Genomic DNA, 25,329 nt, shown 5'->3' with positions numbered 1-25,329 from the left:
TAACGCTAATTAAATGTTCTCAATTTTCTCTTTACTCAAAAGAAGCATGACTTAAAACTAATATAGATGGTTTATTGTAAGTCTGTTAAGCTATTTTCTTTTTTAAAGGAAGAAAAATCGGTCCATTCATTTATTTTTTTACCGTTTTTAAATTTTACTGCTTTTACAAGCTTTTGTTTTCTATAGAGTAAACAATAACCGTTTTTTTTGTTGTTTTTAAGTTGACATTTATGATTTACATTTCCGTTTTTATCATAATAAAGCCACCATTTATTTTGTTTACCATTTACAAAATGTCCCTCTTTTTCTTTAGAGGTATCTTTGCGGTAAAAGTACCAATATTTTGTAGGAAGATTATTCTTAAAATGACCTTCTTTTTTTAAGACACCGTTTTTGTAATAAAACTTCCAATATTTAGTTTTTTTATCTTTTTGTAACCAACCCTCTTCCTTAACTTGTCCATTAGAATAAAAAGCTTTGTGATATTCTTTTTGAGAAAATAATTGAAGAGAAAAAAGAAACAATGCAATACACATTATTTCTTTTTTTAAGATATACAGATATAAAAAATTATTTTTCATTCACTAATTTCATCAAATCAACATCGTTTCCTAATAGAACTTCTGTAGGATTAATACGTCCTTTTTCCGGTCCATTTTCAAGTTTTAATACACCACGAGGACATACTGCCGAACAAATTCCACATCCAACACAACTAGCACGAACAATATTCTCTCCTTTTTGTGCATAAGAACGAACATCAATACCTTGTTCACAATAAGTAGAACAATTTCCACAAGAAATACATTGCCCTCCATTGGTAGTAATTCTAAACCTTGATTTGAAACGTTGTACTAAACCTAAATAAGCAGCTAATGGACAACCAAAGCGACACCATACACGGTTTCCGAATATTGGGTAAAAACCAGTTCCAATAACTCCCGCAAACCAAGCTCCAATTAAAAAGCTGTACGTGTCTTTTATCCATTGAGATTTAATTCCGATAAATGACTCGGCTCCTGTAAAATAACAATATAAAGTTACCAGAGTCATCACCAAAGAAAAAACCAACACAGAGTGAATTAACCATCGTTCTAATTTCCATGCATTTAAACTTTTGTCAGAATGTTGTCTATATGGGTCTCCTAATGTTTCAGCCAATCCTCCACAACCACAAACCCAAGAACAGTACCATCTTTTTCCAAAGAAATAAACCATTACAGGAACAATAATAAGCGTTAAAACAATACCCCAAACCAGTATAAAAATACCAACAGCACCACTGTTTTTTAAACTGTCTAAATTCCACTCAAAAAAGAAATCGTAATCTAAAGGAAATGCATTTTTAAAATCATATCCAGGCATGTTTAAGCTGGTCATAATTTCTGGAATCAAAAAGGCAAATACTATTTGAAAAAACAAAACTGAAGTAGTTCTTACAACCTGGTACTTATTGTGTCTGTATTTAATATACATTCTTGCTGCCATCACAATCATGATAACGCAGTATAAGAATCCGTATACAAACCACTGAGAAGCTGCACCTCCGTTTAAAGCCTTGCTAATAGGGTCTAATATATAAGTCCAGTTAACCACATAATCTGGCATGAAATATAACAATAGGTAAAAAGTTACTAAGTATACTAAAACGAACCATGCAATTGCTCCGCGGTTGGTACTTGATTCCAGGTAAATTCCATTGTTTTTGATTCCAGGATTTCCTAATAATTTAAGATTTGGAAGAATAAATAACAGAGCTCCAAGGATTCCTAATCCAAAGGTAAGCCACCAAAGTAACCCTTGGTTCTCTTTTACAAATCCTTTTCCTGCTTTTTTTGCTAGATCGAAACTTAAAGTATGTGGTTTTCCAAAGATTTTATATTGATATTGTTCTCCTTTTTTGTCCCAGTTTTTTTCCGCGTCATACTTTGCAATCAATGCATCGTAATGATCATTTGAAGCTTGGTAAGCACCTCGGACTCTACTAGAGAACTCAAAGATGTTTAGTTCATCAGAAGTAACTACTGCTTTGGTAAGTTCTTCTTTAATTACTTCACTTTTATAATTTTTCTCTTTTAAGAATTCATCTAATTCTCCTGAGGTTAAACTAAATGAACCTAAGAAAATACTTCCTGTAAAGATTGATAGACCAATTAAAAAAATGATTAGTCCAGTATGTTTAATATTCTTCATGTTTTAAACGCTAAAAATTCGTTTCCAACTCTTCTTTTTAAGTTGAATGTTAGTGTTGTTTTCTTTGTTGAATTTTGCCACGATTTCAGGTTCGTGAAGCTTATAAAATTCTGGATCAAAGTTGGCATCTGCTAAATGTTCTAAAACGTAATCAACTGTTTTCTTCTCTGTAAGAACCTTATTAAAAAACTCATGACGCATTCTAATACCAAAAGTGTTGATACCTATAAATGTTCTAGATTTTTGATCGTAATTTATATGAATACATTTTTTACCACTCTCATGTTCCCAATAAAAGCGAGCTTCATTTTCTTTAGGCTGCGCCCAAACCCAACCATAGGTTTGGTATTCGATATCAATAAACTTAGCTGAGTTAAACCAATGTCCAGGTTTGTATTCAATGCGGTTTCCACAAATGGTTTGCGCTACGGTTTCCCCCATCATCCTTCCAGTATACCAAACTGCTTCAATAGGTCTGCGTTGTCCTATTGCTTCATGCTGTTCGGCACAATCACCAATAGCATAAATATCTTTGATGTTTGTTTCTAAAAAACGATTTACTTTTACTCCTCTACCAGTTTCTATATCAGAATCTTTAACGAAATTAATATTCGGAGAAACTCCCGCGGTAAGTCCCACAACATCACAAGCAATTTCTTCACCTGTTTCAGCAATAACTACCGATTTAGCTTTACCATTAGCATCTGCCTTAATTTCTTTTAGGTTTACTCCTAAACGTAAATCAATATGATTGTCTAGAATCTCTTTATTAATCATTGCGGATTCTTGGGCAGGCAAAACCCCATTCCAAAAACTATTTTCTCTTACTAAAAAGGTTACAGGGATATTTCTACTATGTAGCATTTCCGCTAATTCTATACCTATTAATCCTCCACCAACAATTACAGCTCTTTTACACGTTTGGTTATCAGGGGCGTATTTTTCAAGGTTTTCAAGATCTTGTTTGTGGTACATACCCATAACACCTTTTAAATCTTGTCCAGGCCAACCAAATTTATTGGGTTTTGATCCTGTGGCAATTATGAGTTTATCAAATGATAAAGTTTCACCATTTATAAACGCTAACTCTTTTTTAGAGGTATGAATTTTAGTAACAAATCCTTTTTTTAATTCAATCCTGTTTTTTTTCCAAAACCAAGATTCGTAAGGCTGTGTATGTTCAAATTTCATGTGCCCCATGTAAACATACATAAGCGCAGTTCTCGAAAAGAAATAGTCTGTTTCACCAGAAACAATTGTAATCTTTTTATCAGAGAGTTTTCTGATATGCCTTGCGGCAGTTACACCTGAAATACCATTTCCTATAATAACAACGTGTTCCATATAAGTTGATTTGCGAATTAGGTCGTTGTTAAAGTTAATAACTTAATGAGAACTTTAAATTTAGAATGAGTATAAATAAAGAGTGCGTGTAATTGATTCTCATGAGAAACGACTGAGGTATTAATTGTTAAAATTTTAACCATGAAAAGTAGAATCATTTCAATTTTTATTTTAGTTGCAACCTTATTTGTTTCAAACGGATATTCACAAGAAGGTGATGCAAAATCAAATATTCAAACCTATACACCGTCTAAGCTTTTAAATAAAGGGCAATGGGATATTAAATGGTTTAATAACTTATATACAGAGACAAAATTTGCAGATAGCAATGGAGATTCGCAAGATAAATTAAGAGAGAATTATTTTACATCTACAGTTGAAGTTTTTACTGGAGTTTCTGAAAATAATAGAATCAATGTGGGTGCTATTATTGAGTTTCGCTCTAATACTGTAGGAGGAAGACAGGCATTGTCTGTTTTTAGTTTTGATGATACGAGTACAGACAGAAAAGGTCTTACTTCGATAGCCCCAGCAATTAAATGGCAACCTATTGAAAACGTTGGGAATTTTTCTGTTCAAACGGCAATTCACATTCCTTTAGTAAGTAATGAAAGCGAAAACAACGTGTTTTTAGATCAGAGTAGTTGGATTTTTCAAAACAGATTCTTCTACGATTACACGTTGCCAAATGGAAAGTGGCAGTTATTTACAGAATTAAACACAGAATATAGTTTTGGAGAAGAAACAAGCTTTGCAAATGATACTTTTTTATTAGTACCAGCAGTTTTTATGAGCTATTTTCCATCAGATAAGTCTACCGTTTTAGGTTTCGTTCAACATTCTCAACGATTTGGAAATTTTACACAAGATTATACAGCTTTAGGATTTGGTGGAAAGTACCAGCTATCAAAAGTTTTAAACTTAGAGGTATTGTATAGCAAGTTTGTAAGAGGAACCGATAACGGATTAGGACAGAGTTTTAATTTAGGATTAAGGGCATTATTTTAAAATAATGTTTAACTTGGGAGTTATAAGACCTTCTTTTTGGGTTAGTTATAATACAGGTTATTGTTGTTAAAATATTATTTAACAGTTGATGACTATTGAAATTTGATATAAATGAAAATAGTTAAACTTATTTTGCTAGGCTTGGTATGTTTATCATGCTCAAGTCAAGCACAAAAAATTAATGGAGTAAGTTTTGTAGCTTCTTCAGAAGCTATTAACAAAGAACATATAGAACCAGTTAAAAAGGTGTCAGCGAACTATGTAGCGCTGATGCCTTTTGGCTTTATAAGAGATATTTCATCTCCCAAGGTAAACTACAATGCAAAATGGCAATGGTTTGGAGAAACGAATGACGGATTAAAACAATATGCAAAGGAGTTAAAAAAAGAATCTTTTAAGGTAATGGTGAAACCTCAAATTTGGGTTTCTAGAGGGATTTATACAGGTAAAATAGAAATGACCTCGGAAGAAGATTGGAGAACTTTAGAAAAGAGCTACGAAAAGTTTATTTTAGGATTTGCTCAAACTGCCAAAGATATAAATGCAGAAATTTTTTGTATTGGAACAGAACTCGAAAAATTTGTTGAAAAAAGACCTGCGTTTTGGCAGGAGTTGATACAAAAAATACGAAAAGTATATACTGGTAAACTTACTTATGCCGCAAATTGGGATGAATTTAAAAGAACCCCTTTTTGGAAAGATTTAGATTTTATTGGTATAGACGCTTATTTTCCATTAAGTAAAAAACACTCGCCATCTGTTGAAGAATTTGAAGAAGGATGGAAAAAGCACAAACAAGAAATAGTAAGAGTTAGGGAAGAAGTAAATAAGCCTGTTTTATTTACAGAATATGGATATAGGAGTGTTCATTTTACTGGTAAAGAACCGTGGGATTCTAATAGGGTAAATGGACAAGTTAATTTGGAAAATCAAAAAAACGCTTTACAAGCAATCTACAATCAGTTTTGGAAAGAAGATTGGTTTGCAGGTGGATTTCTTTGGAAGTGGTTTATAAATTATCATGAGGTGGGAGGTGTTGATAATAACAGATTTACACCGCAAAATAAACCAGCTGAGAAGATAATTAAACAGAATTATGAAAATAAATAATCTATGCTTTGTTGTATTAGTATTCCTCTTAAGTTGTGCTACTGAAGATGAAGGGCAAGTGTCTTTAAGAGATGTAATAGCGATGAATTTAGGTGTAGTGCAAGATGAAGTAATTGCTTGTGCTGCGAGTAGTAAAGCAGATGCTAATACCTCTTTTGTGTTTTATTATCCAATTCCAACGGCAACAAATATTCAATATTTTGAAACGGAAAGTATTCAAGATGACAAGAATGATTTCAGTTTATACAAAGAAATTCTATTACCTAAAGAAAAGGTGTTTAATGGTTATTTAGAAAGGTTTGTAAGAGAAAGTAATAAAGAAGTTTGGTGTATTGTAACCTATAATTCAGAAGGAAAGTTTCATAAATCAAATCCAATTCGAATCAAAAACCAGTCTAAACCAACGGAATGGATAGATGAAGTGGCTATAGATTTTCCTGAAGCAACCACTCCTAAGTTTAGTTGGAATGATGGAACTGTAAAAGAAAATGCTATTTATTTTCAGGTAGTAACAGATGCAAATGAAACGTTATTATCTGGAACGTACACCTTTGAAAAAATGTTTCAATATTACAATTTATCAAATGTTGTTTTAAATGTTACACGAGAAACGCCTCCTGCGTTAATCTTGGGAAGCAATTATGGATTTACGATGATGGGAGTAAGTGAAGACAATTGGGTAAATTTGGTGATTCAAAAAAGTTTTGAGGTTAAATGAAAGTAATTGTTTCTATAGCGTTTTTATTTATTGGTTTAACTTTGTTTTCGCAAGAAAATAGTATTGGTGAAATTACCATAAGAGGAGCAAAAAAAACAAAGGTTTACGAGTTAAAAAAGTTGTTAGCTTCTAAAAAAGATAAGCCTTTAGACTCAATAGTACTAAATGATGATATTGCAAGGTTAAAGCGTTTACCAGCAATATCTCACGCTTACTATCAAGTATTTCATTCGGAAGGAAATACGTATAATGTATTTGTAAATGTAGAAGAAAATTTTACCATTATTCCTGAAATTAATTTTTGGACCACCACCAATAAGAAGCTAGCTTATAAAGTTGGTGTTAGCGATTATAATTTTTTAGGAAGAAACATTGCTTTTGGAGGTTTTTATCAGAACAATGGATTTAATTCTTATGGTATTAATTTTAGAGCTCCTTCATTATTTTCTAGAAAATGGGGAGTTGCTTTTCATCATCAAAATTGGGTAAGTGAAGAGCCCTTGTACTTCGATGATCAAACAGCGAATTATAGGTACCAAAATATCTCATTTGAAACCTTAGCTCTTTATCAAATAAACAGTAAGCATCAGGTACAATTTGGTGTAAATTTTTTCAAAGAGAAATATGATTACATAAGCGGAGCAGTAGCTAATAATGTACCCCAAAGATTAAATGAAAATAAGCAGCTTTTTAAATTAATTTATACCTATGATAATTTAGATTATTATTATCAATACATAAGTGGTTTTAAAAGTCAGTTTTATGGTCAATATGTAACTTCTGAAAATGAATATCAAAACGATTTCATGGTTTTTTGGAATGATTTTTTTTACTACAAGAGATTAGGAGATCGAGGAAATTGGGCAAATCGTTTACGAGTAGGATTGTCTTCTAATTCAAACACCCCCTTTGCTCCTTTTGCATTAGACAACAATGTAAACTTGAGAGGGGTTGGAATATTAGTAGATAGAGGTACCGGAAGTATAGTCTGGAACACAGAATACCGTCATACCTTATATGAAAAAAAGTGGTTTATCATTCAAGGAAATGTATTTACCGATTTTGGTACGTGGAGAACGCCAGGAGGAGGATTTTCAGATTTTGTAGATAGTGATAATGTTAGAATTTATTCTGGTGTAGGACTTCGTTTTATCAATAAAAAAATCTTCAATGCCGTTTTTAGAATCGATTACGGATATGGTTTAACCCAAGGAGCTTCAAGAGGATTTGTTTTTGGTATCGGTCAGTATTTTTAATCTTTATAGTCAAACTTTTTACAGGTTAAAATCAATCTTTTTACAAATAATATTTGTTTATTCTGTTTTTTGTTTTATTTTTGCTTAACATTTTACAAAAAATAAGCTATGAAAACATTTACAACGCTTGATGAACTTTATGAGTTCAATAAACAAGGTTTTGAACAGGTTTTTGGACAAAAAACAGCGCAACGACCCAAAAGTACATTTAAAGAAGGTTCTTTTGAAGGGCTTAAATTCAATGCACGACCACACGAAATTTTTAAACTTGATAAGGAAAGATACGGTAGTATTGATTACGCCGATAAGTTTTTACCTTATATCAAAAAGTATTACAAAGGAAAAGGAATGTGGATGTACGATGGGGCTGAATTGTTTAGTGGTTTAAAAAAGGCTGAAAGAAAGCTATTTACTTTTGATGACCATGAGTATTTAATTAGTCTTATTAATTACACTTATCCAAAAGGCGTGTTAGCAGAAGAAAGAAAAGACCGAGTTCAGGTTTCTGAAAATGAAGTTTTAACATTTGTTGAGGTAGATGAAAGAGAAAATATTGAGATACACTTTAAATTTGGAAAACGATTTAAAAACTATTTAAAGAAGTCACTAGAAAATAGTGAGCCAAGAGTATCTATAGATTCGTTAGAAAACAAAAGCTATAAGACGGATAAAAAAACATTTCAAAACTTTTTTGATAAAGAATTGGTACATGATAACATGATGCGCTATGTTCTGAGTACTATAGGAGTTGAAAGTGAGGCTAATGAGTTTGCTGAATTCAATGCGCTTTTTTCGAAAAAAGTAGTTTCTTTTATGGAGGACTTTACCATTGTTGGTAAATATAAACCATATGTGTTTGTTGAAAAATCGCAAAGGGATGTACAATTAAAAACAGACAAAACAATAAATGAAGGTATTAAAGTAACTCCTAAGCCCAATGAAATTTATATTTGGTTAGTACATAAGAATAGTTCTTTTATAAAAGTTCAATTAGGAACTAATGTCGCTAAAGATTTAAAAGAAAAAGAGATAACGCAAGATTCTATTGAACAACTAATCATTAATGAAATTAAAGCCGAATTAGATAGAAATATTTATAGTAAAAGAACTATTGATAGAGCTACTCATAGAGGTCTTGGAGACGCATTAATACAGTTATGGATTATAGAAAGAAAAGAAAGTAGTGAGTTAAATGCTGAAATATTTGATACAAATCCAGCTTTATTTCTTGCTTTGCAAGCAGCTAACTTTGCTGTTGAAGAAATTGAGAGCTATAAATTCAAAGAACATCAATGGAATCCAAAGTTAGAAAACTATTTACCGCTTATTGAGGGAGATACTTTATTTAACGCTAAGGTTTGTGGTTTTATTAATGGAATTATAGATGAAACTAAAGCAATGCCAGAAATGCTATCTTTTTTCTCTAAAATATTGGGAAGTGAAAAAGAGAAAGAAGCCTTTATAAACGGACTTAAAAAATTATTTGAGGAAGGTATCTTTCAAGCTATCATTGAAGGAGCTACTAAAGAATATAGAAAAGCTATCCAAGAAGGAAACATTGAACGACTTTATTACAACCTAGCACATGATGTGATACAAATTGTATCTTTGTTGATAGGTGTTTTTCAACTAGCAAAAGGCGTTTCTAGCTTTCTTAATTTTTCAAGAAAAGGGCTACAGTATATTAAGCGTTATGGAAGAAAAGGAATTAATGATTTAAAAAAGCTTAATAAAAAACAGGTTAAAGAATTTTTTGATGAGTTAGAGGAAAAACAAATAGGAGGTAAAGGTCCTATAGCTAAAGGAATGGTCATAGGTAAGTATAGTAAAAGACCATTCAATCCAAAGAATGCAGGTGGTCCAATTTTAAATCTAAGTTGGAAAAATGTAAGTATAACAAAAGAAGGAATAATAATAGTTAAAAAGCATTTGAGTAGATTTGAAGATGTAGCAGCAAATAGAAAAATGATTGAGAGGATAGAGAGAATACTAAACAAAGAAATAGATGCGACTGATTGGGATAAAAGATTTTATACCCATGAGATTCGAGAGTTCGAGAGATATAAAGTTCTTGGATATGAAGAGACAAAGCAAATTGATATTCCGAATAGTCAAAAGGTTTGGAACGATACTCATACAGCAACATTAGAAGATTATAAGATATCCGATAAAGATTTTGAAGGAAATAGTAATTTATATCACCCAGATGTTGAAGATATTGACTTTTTATCTGATTCTGATAGGAAACTTCTAGGACTATAAATTTAAAAATAAAATAAAAATGAAATATAAAATTATAATTTTAAAAACCTTAAACTTAGTTAAGGACGGTACAAATAAGATTCCGTTAAATAGTTTGGAGGTAATTGTAAATAGGAATATTAATGATACTATTTTAGGAGGTGACTTGATGGAGTTACTAAACGAAATGAAATTAGAAAAACTAATTAAATCTGATAGTAATGAATGGATTTACAGTATAACTGATGAGGGGATTGAATACCTTAAAAACAATTTGTGATAAACAAGAATATCAAGGATAAAAGTCTTTTATAGATAAAATGATAATGAAGAATGGATTATAAAAATAAAATAAAAGAGATAGAAAATGAAGTTTTCCAAATGATGGAGAACAGAAAAAAATGGTCTCCTGAAAAGAAAGAAGAAATAGAAGCCAAAGAGCAAGAAATAACCAAAAGAGTAAAAGAGAGGTTGGATGAAAATAATATCCGAATAACAAGTATATATTCTTATCTCTATGAAAATCATCTTTTAAGAGATGGAGTAACAAAGAAAACAGTTTTAATTACAAGTATGAGTAAACCTAAATTTGGTAAAAAACAGACTGTTATTTCTGACTTAGAAACGTTAGAGATGCTTTATGTACAAACGGATGTTACTCGTTTTATGGATGTTGAAGATTATTTTACACCTAGAAAGTAAATATTATTTTAATAAGAAGTCTTCTTGACTATCTTATTAACTAGATAAAAATGTAAAAAAAAGAGATTCATTCGAATCTCTTTTTTTATGATTTACTTTTTCAGTCTTTTATTTCTTTTTTGGATGCACCAATTTCATTTCATCAATTAAATGTTTGGCTCCGGCATATTTATCAATAATAAATAATACATATCGAAGGTCTACCATGATGTTTCTACAAATCTCAGGGTCGTAGTTAATATCACTCATAGTTCCTTCCCAAACACGATCAAAGTTTAACCCTACTAGGTTTCCATTGGCGTCAATTGCTGGACTTCCTGAGTTTCCTCCAGTAGTATGGTTGGTTCCTAAGAAACATACCGGTACTTTTCCGTTTTTATCAGCGTATTGTCCATAGTCTTTAGCGTTGTATAAATCACGAAGTTTTTTAGGAACATCAAATTCGTAATCCCCCGGAACATACTTTTCAATAACACCGTCTAAATAACTTACAGGATTGTAGTATACTGCATCTCTCGGAGCATATCCTCTTACTTGTCCGTAGGTAACACGTAAAGTACTGTTAGCATCTGGGAAATAACGAGCATTTGGTAAAGCTTCCATTAAAGCTTTCATGTATTTTTTCTGTAAAGCCGCAATTGCTTGATTTTTTTGTTGAAACTCTGGATTGATTTTCGTGTAAAATTCTGCTACCATAGGTTTAGCATATTGATAGGCAGCATCTTTATTTAAGTTTTCAACAACTTGCTTAGCATCGCCGTCTAGTAACTTTAGCGCTTTATCTAAATCCGTTAAACTAGTTTTTTCGTAAATAGAAGTGTCTACTTGCTTGGTATATAATGGCATTACATTATTAAAAACACCCTTGTCTACATTTACATCGTAGTTCTTATGAATTCCTTTTAAACGATTGATGTAAGAAGCTTTGGCTTTTTCAAAACTTGCTGGTTTTTGTAAAGCAGTTTGTTCTAATTGGTAAGCTCTAAACGCCATTTGCATTAATTCATTGGTTACAATGAATACTTCGATAAAGTTTCTTCTTTTAATATTAATATTAGCAAAGTCTTTATACAATTTTTCAAACTCTGGTAAAATAGTACCGTATTGTTTTTCTAACCCTTTTTCTTTTAAGGCCTTTTTAAAAGTTGTTTCAAAAGCTTTACGCTTTTCAATGGCATTACTTTTTTGAATACCTAAGTTTTCACCAATCCATTTTTTCCATGCATTGGCAATACGAGCTTGTTTAGAAGCATATTTAATTCTTACCGCGTCACTCGCTTTCATTTGTGCATCAATCTCTTTTAATGCAGCTTCTCTAATAGCAATGTTACTCGGGTTAAACTCTTGAGTTATATGTTTAATTGCTGTTGCAGGTAAATATTCATTAGTACGACCAGGAAAACCAAAAACCATAGTAAAATCACCTTCCTCTACTCCATCTAAAGATACTGGTAAAAAGTGTTTTGGAGTATAAGGTACATTATCTTTACTATACTTTGCAGGCCTATTATTTTTGTCAGCGTAAATTCTGAATAAAGAGAAATCTCCTGTATGACGTGGAAATACCCAGTTATCGGTATCGCTACCAAACTTTCCAATACTGCTTGGAGGAGCTCCAACCAAACGAACGTCTTCAAACTTTTCGGTTACAAACAAGAAATATTGATTTCCTTTATAAAAAGGACGCACTTTTACCAATTGCCAATCTTCTTTTTGAACCGTTTTGGTAAGTTGGTTGATGTTTTTATCTATAGCAGATTGCTTTTCGCGTTCCGTCATTGTATCAGTAATACCATTTAAAGCTTGTTTGGTTACATCATCAATTCGAACAATAAACTCTACATACAATCCTTTATTTGGCAATTCTTCTTTTAAATTCATTGCCCAAAAACCATTTTTCAAATAATCGTTTTCTAAAGAAGAATGCGACTGAATTTGTCCAAAACCACAGTGGTGATTGGTTAAAATTAACCCTTTAGGAGAAATTACTTCACTAGTACAACCACCATTAAAATGACCAATAGCATCCTTTAAACTAGAGTTGTTTACATCATAGATATCTTTGGCAGTAAGTTTACTACCTAATGATTTCATTTCCTGTTCATTCATTCCTTCTAAAAGAGAAGGAATCCACATTCCACCTTGTTGCGCAGAAACTTGAATAAAAAGAAATAAGAATAGAATTTTTATATACTTCATCTGATTTAGTTATTTATCGGATAAAGGTACAATTCTCTAGATTATTTTTTGTTAAGAGGGTACATTTCTTGTCCAATAAAGTCTTTAGGAAAGTGTTCATCTCCTTCAAAACCAATTTCAATATCTCTACCGTCGTAAGGAATGTAATTGGTTTTAAATATATAATCCCAAATACTTAAGGTAATTCCGAAGTTCACCCCTTTGCGTCTTTCTTCTGGTAATTCTTTGGCATGGTGCCAAATATGCATTCTTGGATTGTTTAAAATATACTTTAACCAGCCATAATCCCAATTAATATTGGCATGATTTAGATGTCCGATAGTAATATTAAAAAAGTGAACAATAGCTACATCTTGTGCAGTAAAACCTCCCATAATAGCAAGCGGAATGTACTTCATGGAATTGTACACGACAGGTTCCATCCAATGGTAACGTAGGTGTGCTGCAAAGCCCATTTGCTTTACAGAATGATGTACTTTGTGGAAATTCCATAAAAATTCGTATTTGTGTAATAGCGTATGGGTAAACCATTGCACAAAATCAATAATTATAAAAAAGACAAGCAATCTAGCCCAATAGGGAAAAGTATTGATGTCGAATACTTGAAAATTGGCAATCGACAAACCTACAACTTCCAGAATATCGTTAAAAACTTCAGCAGCTGTATTTGAAAGTGCAATAAAAACAATCAAATTGAGTAGAAAGAAATTGAAGAACATATAGAAAGTATCTAACCAAAAATCTTTTCTAAATAACGGTTGATTTTTACGCCAAGGAAATATAACTTCTAAGCCCCAAACAATTAGTGAGATTACAATTAAGCCATAAAAATAATTTTCCCAATTCAGTTCTAATAAAACCGATTGTTTTAAATAATTCCAATAATCGGAATAGGAGTTTTTTATGATATCAAGGTATTTGTTCATTCTATCTTGGAGTAGTAAAAACGTTTACTTCAAAGTTACTGAAATAAACGTTTTTTATTGTTACATAGGTTACAAAACTTAAAACTGATATTTTAATCCTAATTGCGCCTTCCAGCGAGAATTGATAGCATCCGTAACCCAAGGTTGTGCATTTTCATCTATAGTAAATTGATATACTGGTTGATTATTTTCTACACCTCTAAATTCTAATAAATTGAAACTAGAATTCACCACGTTTGGTACATATACCAAACGCCCCCAGTCATTATTTATCAAATTAAGAACGTTAAAAACATCTAAGCTAACTTGTAGGTTATGATTGTTTTTAAAAGGGATATTGTATAAAAGCTTAGCGTCCAATTGATGGTTCCATGGAGTTCTTGCACCATTTCGTTCTGCATAGGAACCGCGATTTTTTCTTAAATACTCATTCTTTTCGATGAAATTATTTAGTCGATTCCATTGTTCTTGGGAAGATACGAGTACATTTCCAGTGCCATCTGTAATATCTTGTAATTGAATTTCATTTTGATTTGAAGGAATATATACTAAATCATTTCTTGAAGAACCATCTCGATTTACGTCTCCTTGATAAACAATTGAGTAAGGGCTTCCAGAAGTTCCCGTATAAAGTAAAGAAGCCTGAAGTTGGTGTTTGTTGTTGAAATTAAAATTGTATCCATGTGATGACACAAGCTTATGACGTAGGTCAAAATTTGAAAAAGAAAGATCAGGATTATGAGAGTTGATGGCTTGATTCCATTCAAAATTTGCCGCCGAAGAGTTTCTTACGGTACTCGAAATATCTTTGCTTTTTCCATAGGTGTATCCAATAAAACCATTATAGTTTTTATCTTCTTTATATAAACCAAAAGTTAGGTTATAGCGATATCCTTTGTTAGTGTTTCGCAATAAGAAAACATTGGTGAAGTTGTCATTTACTTTGGTCCCATTGTAAAATTGACGAGTATCTGCTCCAGAATAATTGTTAAATTCTAAACGACGATTGATTGATTGAAAATAGATTCCCCTTAAAACTTCAGTATAGGTAGCTTGTGTTGTAAATCGGAAATTTTCAGGAAGTTTTGCTTCAAAACTTAATCGGGTTTTCCATTCTCTTGGTAGTTCAAAATCATTGTCAATTAAATTTATTTCCGTTAAACCTGGTTGTTGTGCGGCTAAAGTTCCTAGGTTTTCCACTAGTCGTACTGTGCTTCCACCAGGTCTTATATCTACATTAAAATAATCAGTACCAGAAATATATTCTGCATAAGCAAACCATAAATAAGGAATACGCCCTGTAAATAGTCCACTTCCACCTTCTAAAGTATAATTTTTGTTTTCATCTAGAACATATTTAAAACTCACTCTCGGGTTTACATGAGGTTTTGCATTAATTTTATTTGTGAATTGGCTAAATTCAGGGGTGTTTTTGACTAAAGGGCTTAATGGTAACTCATCTAACAATAATTGATTATCTAAACGTAATCCTATGTTTACAGATAATTTATCATTTACACGAATTTTGTCTTGGATATATAAAGCAGAAGTAAGTACATCTATGGTAGCAGATGGTCGATTGTTTACAAAATCAAACGAGTTATTTGTTACATGATATACTCCTCGAATTCTAGAAGGTTGATCGTTTAAAAAATCATCTACTGATTTGTATGCCCAACGACCGTTCCATGCAGTTAAAAAACCATAATCAATGTCGTTGTATTGTAATAGTAATCCGGCAGTAAGTGTATGATTGTTTTTATAGTAAGTAAACTTATTGGTTAATTGAAATGTGTTGAGGTTGGTATTGTAAATAGAAGCCTCTCTATAAGTTCCGGCAAAAATTCTATTAGAAGTGTCCGTAATTTCTATATGTGGAAATACTCTACCATCATAACTTCTGTCTTCTTTTACCTTGTTATATCCTACGGTTAAAATATTTGAGGTGTTTTCAGAAAGTGTTGAATTTAATTCAAAAGTAGTACTATTTAAGATGCTATTATGTCTGTAACCTTGATTTCCAAAGTTAAAAACAGCTTGATTCCACTCTAAATTATCTGCAAAACTTTTAACAAAATTATTTCTGAAAGTAAGTTTATGCTTGTTAGAGATATTATAATCTAAACGAGCAAATATTTTAGTAGATGCTGTTTTTATATTACTATTTTCAAAAGATCCAGGGTCGTAATTATAGTCGTTTTGAAGTTTGTTGGCAATGTCAATTACCGTTTGCTTACTAATGTTAGATCCATTGGTTCCTGGAGCGCCTATTAAAGGTGTTTTGCTCAGCGCTTGTTCAATATTAACATAGTAAAATAATTTATCTTTTTTTAAAGCTCCACCAATTCCTGCCCCGATTTGTACATCGTAAAAACTATTTACATCTTGTTTAATTCCATCGGCATAAGAACCTACTAAGGCTTGATTGTTACCGTATCCATAAACTTCTGTTTTGGTATTGTTGGTTCCATTTTTCGTCACTACATTAATATTAGCCCCTGTAAAGTTTCCTACGCTTACATCAAATGGAGAGGTTTTTACTGAAAGCTCTTTAATAGCTCCAAAACTAATAGGCTGGCTACGCGATAAACTTCCTGGTGTTCCGTTAGCTGAAGATCCAGCAGCTCCACTTGCGGGCTCTTGAAACCCTACAACATCGTTACTTGCAATACCATCAATATTAAAGTTGTTAAAACGGTTACTTGCACCTCCAAAAGAGTTTAAGTTTGCTTCTGGTAAATTTCTTGTTAGGTCTTGTACACTTCTACTAATTGTGGGAGTTTTTAATAGTTTTTGAGCACTAATTACCGTTCCATTTTTTCTAGAAGAAGCTCCGGTAATAACAACCTCTTCCAAAGAAGTACTTTCTTCTTTTAAGAGAATGTCTAAGAGGGTTGTTTTTCCTAAGCTAATGGTGGTGTTATTGGCTTTGTAAGTATGGAATCCAACAAAACTAACTTCGACAGTATATGTATTTCCTGGAGGGATGTTAGCTATAACATAGTGTCCGGTTTCTTGAGAAGTAGTTCCGTAGGTAAAATTTGTTTCAGTATCTTTAATAATGATGGTAGCAAAAGGAATTGGTTGATTTGTAGCATCAACTATTTTACCTTCCAAGTTACCTGTAGTTTCTTGTGCATAAACACTTACTGCTAAAAGTAGCAGTATTATTACATTAATTTTAGTTTTCACGTGAATTATGTATTGACTTTAATTATTGAATTGGAATGAAGAAAATTCTTAATCACTAAGAGTCTTCTATGGTTGAAATAATTAAAGTGTATTAGGGGAGCCTTTATTAAAAAAAAGTGAAGCGTATTTTTTAGATACGTAAAAGTTATTTGAATACAAAGGTATCTTTATAACTGACGTTCTTAAAAGTTCTTGTAAGAAAGAAATTGATTTTTTAAACTGATGTATATAAAAGAAAACATCCTTTCTAGAATCAATATCGGCTAAATAACTTAAAACGCGAACATGAGTGTTTTGTGTAGCGAAATAACTTTTAAGTTCAGAAAAAACCTTGAAAGTATTCCATGAAATATTTTTAAATGAATCAAAAACAAAATCTGTTCTTTTTAAAGCTATCAAGTAGGTTCCTCCATCAAATGATGGGCCTAAAGCAGCTTCATCGTTTTGTAAACTATGAAGAGCCTTTAAGAGATGTGAGGTTTTTAAATTAGGGCTGTCATTTCCAAGAGTAATAATCTGTTCATATCCTTTATTAAAAACCGATTGAATAGCATTTGCAAAACGTTCTCCAAAAGTTGCACCTATCTGATGTTCTTCGGTAATAACCACAACATCAACATTTGTTTTTTGAGCTTTTAAAAGTGTTTTTCGATTTAATTGCTGAAAGAGCTGTTCACTTTCTTCAAAAACTTTTCTATTTGCTTCTTTCTCTGAAGAGAAGGCAAATAACATAATAGCAGTTTGTTTTTGATTATGAACCATTTAAAGTAACTCGATTTTTTTCAAGATGTTAATAGTCGAGTAAAAGGTAAGTTCTTTACATAGAATCATAAAAAAAACCATCAATAAAAATTGATGGTTTTTTAAAAAATATGATTTGAGAAGTGTTTACTTCTTATTTACTTCTTTAATGTACTTTTCTAAAGCCATAGTCATTGAAGGTGTTTCAGGGGTTGGAGCAGCAATATCTACTCGTAAACCTCTGTCCTCAACAGCTTTGATAGTTGTATTACCAAAAACAGCAATTCTAGTATTGTTTTGTTTGAATTCTGGGAAGTTTTTAAATAAACTATCAATTCCAGAAGGACTAAAGAATACTAAAACGTCGTAAAATACATTTTCTAAATCAGATAAATCACTTACTACTGTTCTGTATAAATCTGCACGTTTCCAATCAACTCCTAATTTGTCTAATTCAGTAGGAATTAATGATTTTAACTTGTCAGAAGAAGGTAATAAGAATTTTTCATCTTTGTGCTTCTTAATTAACTTTGTTAACTCTGGAAATGTTCTATTACCAACATAGATTTTACGTTTTCTATACACTACATATTTCTGTAGGTAATATGCTACAGCTTCCGATTGACAAAAATACTTCATGTCATCTGGAACTGTAAAACGCATTTCCTCAGCAATTCTAAAGAAATGATCTACGGCATTTCTACTAGTTAAGATAATTGCTGTGTAGTTGTTTAAATCTACTTTTTGAGCTCTAACTTCTTTTACAGGAATTCCTTCTACATGAATAAAAGAACGGAAATCAACTTTTACTTTGTGTTTATCAGCTAAATCAAAGTAAGGAGAAGTTTCTGACTTTGGGGCAGGTTGAGACACTAAAATAGTTTTCACTTTCATATACTTTTCTCTTTACGTAGTTGTTGTTTTATAAAGAATTAATAGCGGTGCTATTTCAAGTGCGCAAAGGTACAAAATAAAATAGAATAACTTGTTTACAACCAATCTTTTGTTGTTATAAATTATTAATAGAAAGCGAAAGCCGACTAAAATTAAAAAAAAGGCAACGATAAAATTTATGCTTTTTATAGTGTATTGGTTAAGGATTAATACGGGCAATAACCAAATACTTAAAGTTTTTAAATAGCCTAATTTTGAATAAAGGAAATAGTTTAAAAAACCTTTTAATCCTAAAACTGAAACAATAAATGCATCTAAAAGTGCTCTTATTAATAAGTACATAGTTGTAGCTCCAAAAATGTAACTTAATGTAGTAATACTTTTATGTACTACATATGCAGGGATTATTTCAAAGAAAAAAAGTGATAACACCAGAGAGGTGAAAACAAATAAAAGTAATTGGAAAGACGAAAAAAAAGGTGTGTTTTTTTCAGCTTGTTTATGGAAAAACCCAGGTGTAAAAAAAGCAACTATATATCCGTAAAGACCGTTAGGTTTTAACAGTTTTAAAATTGCAAGTATTACAAAAGCAATAACAAAAAATAGAGAAATCCAATAATCGTAATTTACAATACGTTCGACTGCTTGCATTATTAAAATTTTATGCTTTTAATTAACACAAAGTTAGTAATAAATTAATGTATCTTTGTACTAAATTAGATGTTAAAGTATATGAAGTCTGACGCTTTAGTCATTATACCTACATACAACGAAAAAGAAAACATTGAAGCAATAATTAAAGCTACTTTCAATCAAAAAAAAGACTTTGATATTTTGATTGTTGATGATAGTTCTCCTGATGGAACAGCTTCAATTGTTACAAATCTTCAGAAAGAGTTCCCCAATAGATTATTTTTAGAAAGTAGATCTGAAAAGAATGGTCTGGGTAGAGCATATATTCATGGATTTAATTGGGCAATAGCAAAAGGATATGATTATGTTATAGAAATGGATGCTGATTTTTCTCACAATCCTAATGATCTTATTCGTTTATATGAATGTTGTTTTAACGAAGGAGCAGATGTAGCTATCGGTTCAAGATATTCAGTAGGAGTAAATGTAGTTAACTGGCCCATGTCAAGGGTTTTATTGTCGTATTTTGCTTCGAAATATGTTCGATTCATAACAAGAATACCTGTGCATGATACCACTGCTGGTTTTGTATGTTATAAACGAAAGGTATTGGAAACAATAAAATTAGATAAAATTGAATTTGTTGGATATGCTTTTCAAATTGAAATGAAATACAAAGCTTGGAAACGTAATTTTAACATAAAAGAAGTCTCTGTAATCTTTACTGATAGAGTTTTAGGCGAATCAAAGTTGAGTCCGGGAATTATAAAGGAAGCTATCTTTGGAGTGGTTAAAATGAGATTTAAAGGGTTACCTAAATAGAAAATATGAATTCAATTGTTACAAGAGAAGCAAGAAAAGAAGACTTAGATATCTTGTTAGAGTTTGAACAAGGGGTTATTGAAGCAGAAAGACCCTTCGACCCATTTTTAAAGAAAGGAGATATCAATTACTACGATATAGAAAAGCTAATATCTTCCGAAAAAATTCATTTGGTGGTTGCATTGCATGGTGAGGAAATTGTGGGGTCTGGTTATGTGAGAATTGAAAAATCTGGTAGTTATCATATAAATGATTTAAACGGGTATATTGGTTTTATGTATGTAAAGCCTTCGTTTAGAGGTAAAAGAATAAGCTCAGTGATTTTAGAATCTTTAAAAATCTGGGCAAAAAATAAAGGTTTAAAAGAGCTTAGGCTCGATGTTTATAATGCTAACTTTACGGCGATCAAATCATACGAACGTTTTGGTTTTAATAAAAGCTTAGTTAACATGAAAATGGAAATCTAACAAAATGGAGCAGTCATACTTAATTAAAAATGCACAAATCGTTAACGAAAACAAGGTTTTTAAAGGCGATGTATTAGTAGAAGGAGAGTTTATCAAAAAAATAGCTACAACTATTACTCCTTCTGAAGAAATGAAAGTTGTAAATGCTGAAGGGAAGTATTTAATTCCTGGAATGATTGACGATCAGGTTCACTTTCGTGAGCCAGGATTAACTCACAAAGCGAATATTGCTACAGAAAGTAAAGCTGCAGTAGCTGGAGGGATTACAACTTTTATTGAAATGCCTAATACAGTTCCGCAAGCTACTACTCAAGAGTTATTAGAGGATAAGTTTGAAATAGCGTCAAAAACGTCGTATGCAAACTATTCTTTTATGTTTGGAGGTACCAATGACAACTTAGAAGAATTGTTAAAAACGGATCCTAAAAATGTAGCAGGAATTAAGTTGTTCTTAGGTTCTTCTACAGGAAATATGTTAGTGGATAATCAAGAAGTATTAGAGAAGATTTTTTCTTCTACAAAAATGTTGATTTCTGTACATTGTGAAGATGAAGCGACTATTCGAAAGAATACCGCAGCTTATAAAGAGAAGTATGGAGATGATATTCCAATAAAATATCACCCAATTATTAGAAGTGAAGAAGCTTGTTATTTATCTTCCTCTAAAGCCATAGAATTAGCAAAAAAAACAGGAGCGCGTTTACATGTTTTCCATTTATCAACAGAAAAGGAAACTCATTTGTTTAGAAATGATATACCTTTAGAGGAAAAACAAATTACTGCTGAGGTTTGTGTACACCATTTATGGTTTACAGATGCTGATTATGAGGAAAAAGGAACACATATAAAATGGAATCCAGCTGTAAAAACTCAAAAGGATAGAGACGGATTGTGGAAAGCCTTACTTGATGATAGAATTGATATTATAGCAACTGATCATGCTCCTCATACTTTAGAAGAAAAAGCCAATGTGTATACAAAAGCACCAAGCGGTGGTCCTTTAGTACAACACGCAGTATTAGCTGTTTTAGAAAAAGTAAAGGAAGGGGTTTTATCTATTGAAAAAGCCGTAGAAAAGATGTGCCATAATCCTTCGAAAATTTTTCAAATAGAAAAGAGAGGATTTATAAAAGAAGGATATTATGCAGATTTAGTATTGGTCGATGCAAATGATAACTGGACGGTATCTAAAGATAATATTCTATACAAATGTGGTTGGTCACCATTTGAGGGCGTAGAATTTTCAAGCAAAATTTCTCACACATTTATTAATGGGAATTTAATGTATGAAAATGGTATATTTAATGAAGATATAAAAGGGAAGAGATTAACATTTAACAGATAATGAAAAAAGGGGGATATTTTTTATTAACGCTGGTAATAGTGCTTAGTTCTTGTACAAGTAATACAGTATACGAGAAGCCTGATAACTTAATACCAAAAGATTCGATGGTAGCATTACTTACTGATATGTATGTAGCTTCATCAGCAAAAAATAGAAAAAATAAGTTCTTAAAACGAGAAAAGAACTATGTTAAGTTGGTGTATGAAAAATACAAAATAGACAGTACACGATTTGACGAAAGTAATACCTATTATACCTCTAAGATTGAAGATTATACCGATATGTTAAAAGAGGTTAAAAAGAGAATTGATTCACTATTTGATACCTATGAGAATGAATTGTCAATGCAAGACTCTATCTTAAAACAAAAAAGAAGAGATACATTAAAGGGAGAGCTTAAAACAAAACGTTTGAACAAAGAAATATCTTCCAAGCTCAAAGAAAAGAACAGTAATTTAAAAGGTAGCTCTAAATAAGCTACCTTTTATATTCTTTACAAACTGTATTAATTGTTTTCTCTAATGAGTTAAATGTATATGACAGTTGTTGTTGTATTTTTTTTGCAGAATAACGTGAAATATTATGAGACGATTTTGCCGAATTTTTAGTTAGTAAAGGTGTTTTTCCAGTTAATTTGGTTAATACCCAATCAATTCTCCAAAATACTTCAGTAGCCAATTTTCCTATTTTAATAGACGGTCTTTTTTTATTCAAACCGTCTGCAATAGCAAATAGTACATCTTTAAATGAACTATTTTCAGTAACCAAAATATAGCGTTCATTTTTAATGTTAGACTCCATAAGTTGTATCATCACTTTAACAACATCTGTAACGCCAACAAATCCAGTAACCCCTTCTGTATAAAATTTAAATCCATTGTATACTTGACTAAATAATTTACCAGAACCTTCACTCCAAAATCCACCACCTAAAATTACACCTGGATTTACAATTACAACATCTAACCCTTCTTGACTACCACGCCAAACTTCCATTTCTGCTCCATATTTAGTAATTGCATAACCGTGTTGTTCACCATTATCACTCCATTCATTTTCCTCATTAATGGGGTTACCATTTATAGAATCACCTACGGCTGCAATAGAACTTACAAAACAGAATTTATCAACACTTCCTTCAATAGAAAAGTTAATCAAATTGGCAGTTCCTTCAATATTAACTTGACGCATTTTTCTATAATCTTTAGGGTCAAACGAAACTAAAGCCGCACAATGATATACTTGGGTTATATTGTTAAAAACAGGTTTTAAAGAAGGAACATCTGTAATATCTGCTTTAATCCATTCAATTTTAGCATAAAGAGGTGTTATGTTTTCTGTATAAAAGGAAAAGATTTTTTTTACGTGCGCACGTTTTTCATCTGTTCTATAAATAGCCCTAATTGTGTTATTTTTTAAAGTTAAATGATACAATAAATGAGCTCCAACTAAACCTGTTCCGCCAGTAACTAAAATCATAAAGCGAATTTAGTTTTTTTTCGTTGATAAACTTATCTTTGCCTCTTTAAAAATCAAAGAAAATGACCAAGAATCTAGTAGAAGAATTACAATGGAGAGGGATGATACATGATATCATGCCAGGAACAGAAGAACAATTACAAAAAGAAATGACTACAGCGTATATTGGTTTTGATCCTACATCAGATTCTTTACATATTGGTAGTTTAGTACCTATAATTTTATTGGTTCATATAGAAAAAGCGGGACATAAACCTATTGCTTTAGTAGGTGGAGCTACAGGAATGATTGGAGACCCATCAGGGAAATCTGATGAACGTAACTTGTTAAACGAAGAAGCGTTAGCGAATAATGTGGCTGGAATAAAAAGAACATTAGCTCGTTTTTTAAATTTCGATAATGGTTCTGCTAATTCACCAATTTTAGTGAACAATTACGATTGGATGAAAGACTTTTCATTTATAGAGTTTGCACGTGATGTTGGAAAGAGAATTACGGTAAATTATATGATGGCTAAAGATTCAGTTAAGAAACGTATTTCAGGAGAATCTGGCGGAGGTATGAGTTTTACAGAGTTTACATACCAGTTAATTCAGGGATATGATTTTTATCACTTAAATAAAGAACATAACTGTTTATTACAAATGGGTGGTTCTGACCAATGGGGTAATATTACTACAGGAACAGAACTTGTGCGTAGAATGAATGTGGGTAAAGAAGTAAAAGCATACGCAGCAACATGTCCGTTAATTACAAAAGCAGACGGTTCTAAATTTGGAAAATCTGAAGGAGGAAATGTTTGGTTAGATGCAGACAAAACATCTGTATACAAGTTTTACCAGTTTTGGTTAAATACTTCTGATGAAGATGCTGAAAAATATATTAAAATATTTACCTTTTTAGATAAAGAAACCATAGATACTTTAATAGAAACGCATAAAGAAGCGCCTCACCAAAGAGTTTTACAAAAAAAGCTAGCAGAAGAGGTTACTACTTTTGTACATTCAAAAGAAGAATTAGATAAAGCCATTGCTGCTTCAAATATTTTATTTGGAAAATCAACAGCAGACGATTTGAAAAGCTTAGATGAGCAAACATTTCTAGATGTGTTTGATGGAGTACCGCAAGCAGAAGTATCTCAGGAAGATATTGACAATGGATTGGACATGATTGGTGCTTTGGCAGCTAAAACAGGTTTCTTAAAATCTAATGGTGATGCAAGAAGAGCATTAAAAGAAAATTCTATTTCTGTAAATAAAGAAAAGGTAAAAGAAGATTATACAATTACTACTACAGATTTAATAGCAGATAAATATGTTATTTTACAGAGAGGAAGAAGAAATTATTTCTTAATAAAAGTAGCTTAAGAAGCTATTTTAATATCAAAAGTTAAAGGGCATCGCTTACAGTTGATGCCTTTTTTCTTATACTTATTACAACACTTATTTTTAGGCTTAATACAACTACTAGCGCAAGAGGTAGCACACGAATCCGTAGCTACTACTTTTGGTAACGATTTAACTTTCTTAGTATCAGTGTAAAAAACAATCATTGTCTTTGAATATAAAATCGATGCAAATATAGTGTTTTATTTAGAATAAATAAAAATAGTTTTTTTAACGAATTTATTAGCATCTTTTTTTTGCTGTTATTACCTTTGCTGTTGCAAACAAATTAAGGGGTTGTGCTTAAAAAGCTTACAATATTTTTCTTTATATTTCTATATGGTATAGCAATGCTTAGACCTATAGCTCCTTTTGTTGAATACGCTATCAACTACGATTATATAGCCAAAGTTTTATGTATTAACAAAGACAAGCCTGAGATGAGTTGTAAGGGAAAGTGTCAGTTAATGAAAAAATTAGAACAACAGCAAGAAGAAGACTTTAAATCGTTACGAATTGCAATGGAAGAATATCCGATAGGATTTGTTGAGTTTTTACAAATAAAGCTACCATTGGTTCAAGATAATACTTCTAATAACTTCTTATATGCAAAGAAGTATAGATACCAATTTATTCATTCAGTTTTTCACCCTCCTACCGTTTAAATTTTACAT

At 31.5% G+C, this 25,329-nt stretch carries 23 protein-coding genes; 13 read left to right on the top strand and 10 right to left on the bottom strand.

Annotated elements, in window-relative coordinates; translation table 11 throughout:
* Positions 1 to 71: 71 nt before the first annotated feature.
* From ABNT22_RS17780 to ABNT22_RS17770, 3 genes are read right to left on the bottom strand one after another with little or no spacing between them, the layout of a single operon-like run.
* The gene (locus tag ABNT22_RS17780) at positions 72 to 581 is read right to left on the bottom strand and encodes a hypothetical protein (protein ID WP_348727186.1); all 510 of its coding nucleotides are present in this window, start codon (positions 579 to 581) and stop codon (positions 72 to 74) included.
* On the bottom strand, positions 571 to 2,193 hold the full coding sequence (locus ABNT22_RS17775) for a 4Fe-4S binding protein (RefSeq protein ID WP_348718060.1): 1,623 nt from the start codon (positions 2,191 to 2,193) through the stop codon (positions 571 to 573). The genes ABNT22_RS17780 and ABNT22_RS17775 overlap by 11 nt, the downstream gene beginning before the upstream one ends.
* 3 nt (positions 2,194 to 2,196) lie before the next feature.
* Complete coding sequence (locus ABNT22_RS17770; protein WP_348718059.1) at positions 2,197 to 3,537, bottom strand: FAD/NAD(P)-binding oxidoreductase; 1,341 nt, start codon at positions 3,535 to 3,537, stop codon at positions 2,197 to 2,199.
* 141 nt (positions 3,538 to 3,678) lie between these two features.
* Between ABNT22_RS17770 and ABNT22_RS17765 the strand changes: the two genes are divergently transcribed.
* From ABNT22_RS17765 to ABNT22_RS17735, 7 genes are all read left to right on the top strand, one after another.
* Positions 3,679 to 4,545 (top strand): transporter, encoded by an 867-nt coding sequence (locus ABNT22_RS17765; protein WP_348718057.1) that lies wholly within the window; start codon positions 3,679 to 3,681, stop codon positions 4,543 to 4,545.
* A gap of 111 nt (positions 4,546 to 4,656) precedes the next feature.
* The gene (locus tag ABNT22_RS17760) at positions 4,657 to 5,655 is read left to right on the top strand and encodes a glycoside hydrolase family 113 (protein WP_348718055.1); all 999 of its coding nucleotides are present in this window, start codon (positions 4,657 to 4,659) and stop codon (positions 5,653 to 5,655) included.
* Complete coding sequence (locus tag ABNT22_RS17755; RefSeq protein WP_348718054.1) at positions 5,642 to 6,373, top strand: hypothetical protein; 732 nt, start codon at positions 5,642 to 5,644, stop codon at positions 6,371 to 6,373. Before ABNT22_RS17760 ends, ABNT22_RS17755 begins: the two co-directional genes overlap by 14 nt.
* Complete coding sequence (locus ABNT22_RS17750; protein WP_348718053.1) at positions 6,370 to 7,629, top strand: POTRA domain-containing protein; 1,260 nt, start codon at positions 6,370 to 6,372, stop codon at positions 7,627 to 7,629. The genes ABNT22_RS17755 and ABNT22_RS17750 overlap by 4 nt, the downstream gene beginning before the upstream one ends.
* A gap of 108 nt (positions 7,630 to 7,737) precedes the next feature.
* Positions 7,738 to 9,891, top strand: coding sequence for a hypothetical protein (locus ABNT22_RS17745; RefSeq protein WP_348718052.1), 2,154 nt, complete (start codon positions 7,738 to 7,740; stop codon positions 9,889 to 9,891).
* 19 nt (positions 9,892 to 9,910) lie between these two features.
* Complete coding sequence (locus ABNT22_RS17740) at positions 9,911 to 10,150, top strand: hypothetical protein (protein WP_348718051.1); 240 nt, start codon at positions 9,911 to 9,913, stop codon at positions 10,148 to 10,150.
* A 53-nt stretch (positions 10,151 to 10,203) separates the two neighbouring features.
* Entirely contained in the window at positions 10,204 to 10,572 is a 369-nt protein-coding gene (locus ABNT22_RS17735) for a hypothetical protein (protein WP_348718050.1), read from the top strand.
* Between the two features lie 108 nt (positions 10,573 to 10,680).
* Here ABNT22_RS17735 and ABNT22_RS17730 read toward each other — a convergent pair whose 3' ends face one another.
* The 6 genes from ABNT22_RS17730 to ABNT22_RS18400 form a co-directional block, all read right to left on the bottom strand.
* On the bottom strand, positions 10,681 to 12,771 hold the full coding sequence (locus ABNT22_RS17730; protein ID WP_348718048.1) for a S46 family peptidase: 2,091 nt from the start codon (positions 12,769 to 12,771) through the stop codon (positions 10,681 to 10,683).
* A 41-nt stretch (positions 12,772 to 12,812) separates the two neighbouring features.
* Positions 12,813 to 13,697 carry a sterol desaturase family protein gene (locus tag ABNT22_RS17725; RefSeq protein ID WP_348718047.1) on the bottom strand — a complete coding sequence of 295 codons (885 nt, stop codon included), beginning with the start codon at positions 13,695 to 13,697 and terminating at the stop codon, positions 12,813 to 12,815.
* A 78-nt stretch (positions 13,698 to 13,775) separates the two neighbouring features.
* Complete coding sequence (locus tag ABNT22_RS17720; protein WP_348718045.1) at positions 13,776 to 16,889, bottom strand: carboxypeptidase regulatory-like domain-containing protein; 3,114 nt, start codon at positions 16,887 to 16,889, stop codon at positions 13,776 to 13,778.
* A gap of 81 nt (positions 16,890 to 16,970) precedes the next feature.
* A complete protein-coding gene (locus ABNT22_RS17715) occupies positions 16,971 to 17,651 on the bottom strand; it encodes a DUF2064 domain-containing protein (protein ID WP_348718044.1) in 681 nt (226 codons plus the stop codon).
* Between the two features lie 126 nt (positions 17,652 to 17,777).
* Positions 17,778 to 18,524 (bottom strand): uroporphyrinogen-III synthase, encoded by a 747-nt coding sequence (locus ABNT22_RS17710; RefSeq protein ID WP_348718043.1) that lies wholly within the window; start codon positions 18,522 to 18,524, stop codon positions 17,778 to 17,780.
* A 12-nt stretch (positions 18,525 to 18,536) separates the two neighbouring features.
* Positions 18,537 to 19,175: a DUF4271 domain-containing protein gene (locus tag ABNT22_RS18400; protein ID WP_412766897.1), complete on the bottom strand. Its 639-nt coding sequence runs from the start codon at positions 19,173 to 19,175 to the stop codon at positions 18,537 to 18,539.
* Positions 19,176 to 19,244: 69 nt separating this feature from the next.
* Between ABNT22_RS18400 and ABNT22_RS17705 the strand changes: the two genes are divergently transcribed.
* From ABNT22_RS17705 to ABNT22_RS17690, 4 genes are read left to right on the top strand one after another with little or no spacing between them, the layout of a single operon-like run.
* On the top strand, positions 19,245 to 19,979 hold the full coding sequence (locus tag ABNT22_RS17705; RefSeq protein WP_348718042.1) for a polyprenol monophosphomannose synthase: 735 nt from the start codon (positions 19,245 to 19,247) through the stop codon (positions 19,977 to 19,979).
* 5 nt (positions 19,980 to 19,984) lie between these two features.
* Positions 19,985 to 20,446 (top strand): GNAT family N-acetyltransferase, encoded by a 462-nt coding sequence (locus ABNT22_RS17700; protein ID WP_348718041.1) that lies wholly within the window; start codon positions 19,985 to 19,987, stop codon positions 20,444 to 20,446.
* 4 nt (positions 20,447 to 20,450) lie between these two features.
* Positions 20,451 to 21,791, top strand: coding sequence for a dihydroorotase (locus ABNT22_RS17695; protein ID WP_348718040.1), 1,341 nt, complete (start codon positions 20,451 to 20,453; stop codon positions 21,789 to 21,791).
* Positions 21,791 to 22,267, top strand: a complete 477-nt coding sequence (locus ABNT22_RS17690) for a DUF4296 domain-containing protein (protein ID WP_348718039.1) — start codon at positions 21,791 to 21,793, stop codon at positions 22,265 to 22,267. The genes ABNT22_RS17695 and ABNT22_RS17690 overlap by 1 nt, the downstream gene beginning before the upstream one ends.
* A 1-nt stretch (position 22,268) precedes the next feature.
* On the opposite strand, the gene ABNT22_RS17685 is transcribed toward ABNT22_RS17690, so the two are convergent.
* The gene (locus ABNT22_RS17685) at positions 22,269 to 23,270 is read right to left on the bottom strand and encodes an SDR family oxidoreductase (protein WP_348718038.1); all 1,002 of its coding nucleotides are present in this window, start codon (positions 23,268 to 23,270) and stop codon (positions 22,269 to 22,271) included.
* A gap of 62 nt (positions 23,271 to 23,332) precedes the next feature.
* Here ABNT22_RS17685 and tyrS point away from each other — a divergent pair, with 62 nt between their 5' ends.
* Together tyrS and ABNT22_RS17675 are read left to right on the top strand one after the other, a co-directional pair.
* Positions 23,333 to 24,637, top strand: coding sequence for a tyrosine--tRNA ligase (gene tyrS, locus ABNT22_RS17680; RefSeq protein WP_348718037.1), 1,305 nt, complete (start codon positions 23,333 to 23,335; stop codon positions 24,635 to 24,637).
* 368 nt (positions 24,638 to 25,005) lie between these two features.
* The gene (locus ABNT22_RS17675) at positions 25,006 to 25,320 is read left to right on the top strand and encodes a hypothetical protein (protein ID WP_348718036.1); all 315 of its coding nucleotides are present in this window, start codon (positions 25,006 to 25,008) and stop codon (positions 25,318 to 25,320) included.
* The last annotated feature ends 9 nt before the right edge of the window (positions 25,321 to 25,329 follow it).

The sequence above is a fragment of the Tenacibaculum sp. 190130A14a genome (assembly GCF_964048965.1).
GTDB lineage: Bacteria > Bacteroidota > Bacteroidia > Flavobacteriales > Flavobacteriaceae > Polaribacter > Polaribacter polynesiense.
Note: the sequence above shows the minus strand (reverse complement) of the source record. Positions and strands in the feature narration are given on the sequence as shown.

What these genes read in the sequence shown, in the direction of transcription:
- ABNT22_RS17725 (WP_348718047.1), bottom strand. Translation starts at nt 13,697, where the DNA reads ATGAACAAATACCTTGATATCATAAAAAACTCCTATTCCGATTATTGG.
- ABNT22_RS17675 (WP_348718036.1), top strand. Translation starts at nt 25,006, where the DNA reads ATGCTTAGACCTATAGCTCCTTTTGTTGAATACGCTATCAACTACGAT.
- ABNT22_RS17770 (WP_348718059.1), bottom strand. Translation starts at nt 3,537, where the DNA reads ATGGAACACGTTGTTATTATAGGAAATGGTATTTCAGGTGTAACTGCC.
- ABNT22_RS17695 (WP_348718040.1), top strand. Translation starts at nt 20,451, where the DNA reads ATGGAGCAGTCATACTTAATTAAAAATGCACAAATCGTTAACGAAAAC.
- ABNT22_RS18400 (WP_412766897.1), bottom strand. Translation starts at nt 19,175, where the DNA reads ATGCAAGCAGTCGAACGTATTGTAAATTACGATTATTGGATTTCTCTA.
- tyrS (WP_348718037.1), top strand. Translation starts at nt 23,333, where the DNA reads ATGACCAAGAATCTAGTAGAAGAATTACAATGGAGAGGGATGATACAT.
- ABNT22_RS17705 (WP_348718042.1), top strand. Translation starts at nt 19,245, where the DNA reads ATGTTAAAGTATATGAAGTCTGACGCTTTAGTCATTATACCTACATAC.
- ABNT22_RS17690 (WP_348718039.1), top strand. Translation starts at nt 21,791, where the DNA reads ATGAAAAAAGGGGGATATTTTTTATTAACGCTGGTAATAGTGCTTAGT.
- ABNT22_RS17745 (WP_348718052.1), top strand. Translation starts at nt 7,738, where the DNA reads ATGAAAACATTTACAACGCTTGATGAACTTTATGAGTTCAATAAACAA.
- ABNT22_RS17760 (WP_348718055.1), top strand. Translation starts at nt 4,657, where the DNA reads ATGAAAATAGTTAAACTTATTTTGCTAGGCTTGGTATGTTTATCATGC.
- ABNT22_RS17740 (WP_348718051.1), top strand. Translation starts at nt 9,911, where the DNA reads ATGAAATATAAAATTATAATTTTAAAAACCTTAAACTTAGTTAAGGAC.
- ABNT22_RS17775 (WP_348718060.1), bottom strand. Translation starts at nt 2,193, where the DNA reads ATGAAGAATATTAAACATACTGGACTAATCATTTTTTTAATTGGTCTA.
- ABNT22_RS17715 (WP_348718044.1), bottom strand. Translation starts at nt 17,651, where the DNA reads ATGGTTCATAATCAAAAACAAACTGCTATTATGTTATTTGCCTTCTCT.
- ABNT22_RS17700 (WP_348718041.1), top strand. Translation starts at nt 19,985, where the DNA reads ATGAATTCAATTGTTACAAGAGAAGCAAGAAAAGAAGACTTAGATATC.
- ABNT22_RS17755 (WP_348718054.1), top strand. Translation starts at nt 5,642, where the DNA reads ATGAAAATAAATAATCTATGCTTTGTTGTATTAGTATTCCTCTTAAGT.
- ABNT22_RS17765 (WP_348718057.1), top strand. Translation starts at nt 3,679, where the DNA reads ATGAAAAGTAGAATCATTTCAATTTTTATTTTAGTTGCAACCTTATTT.
- ABNT22_RS17710 (WP_348718043.1), bottom strand. Translation starts at nt 18,524, where the DNA reads ATGAAAGTGAAAACTATTTTAGTGTCTCAACCTGCCCCAAAGTCAGAA.
- ABNT22_RS17685 (WP_348718038.1), bottom strand. Translation starts at nt 23,270, where the DNA reads ATGATTTTAGTTACTGGCGGAACAGGTTTAGTTGGAGCTCATTTATTG.
- ABNT22_RS17750 (WP_348718053.1), top strand. Translation starts at nt 6,370, where the DNA reads ATGAAAGTAATTGTTTCTATAGCGTTTTTATTTATTGGTTTAACTTTG.
- ABNT22_RS17735 (WP_348718050.1), top strand. Translation starts at nt 10,204, where the DNA reads ATGGATTATAAAAATAAAATAAAAGAGATAGAAAATGAAGTTTTCCAA.
- ABNT22_RS17780 (WP_348727186.1), bottom strand. Translation starts at nt 581, where the DNA reads ATGAAAAATAATTTTTTATATCTGTATATCTTAAAAAAAGAAATAATG.
- ABNT22_RS17730 (WP_348718048.1), bottom strand. Translation starts at nt 12,771, where the DNA reads ATGAAGTATATAAAAATTCTATTCTTATTTCTTTTTATTCAAGTTTCT.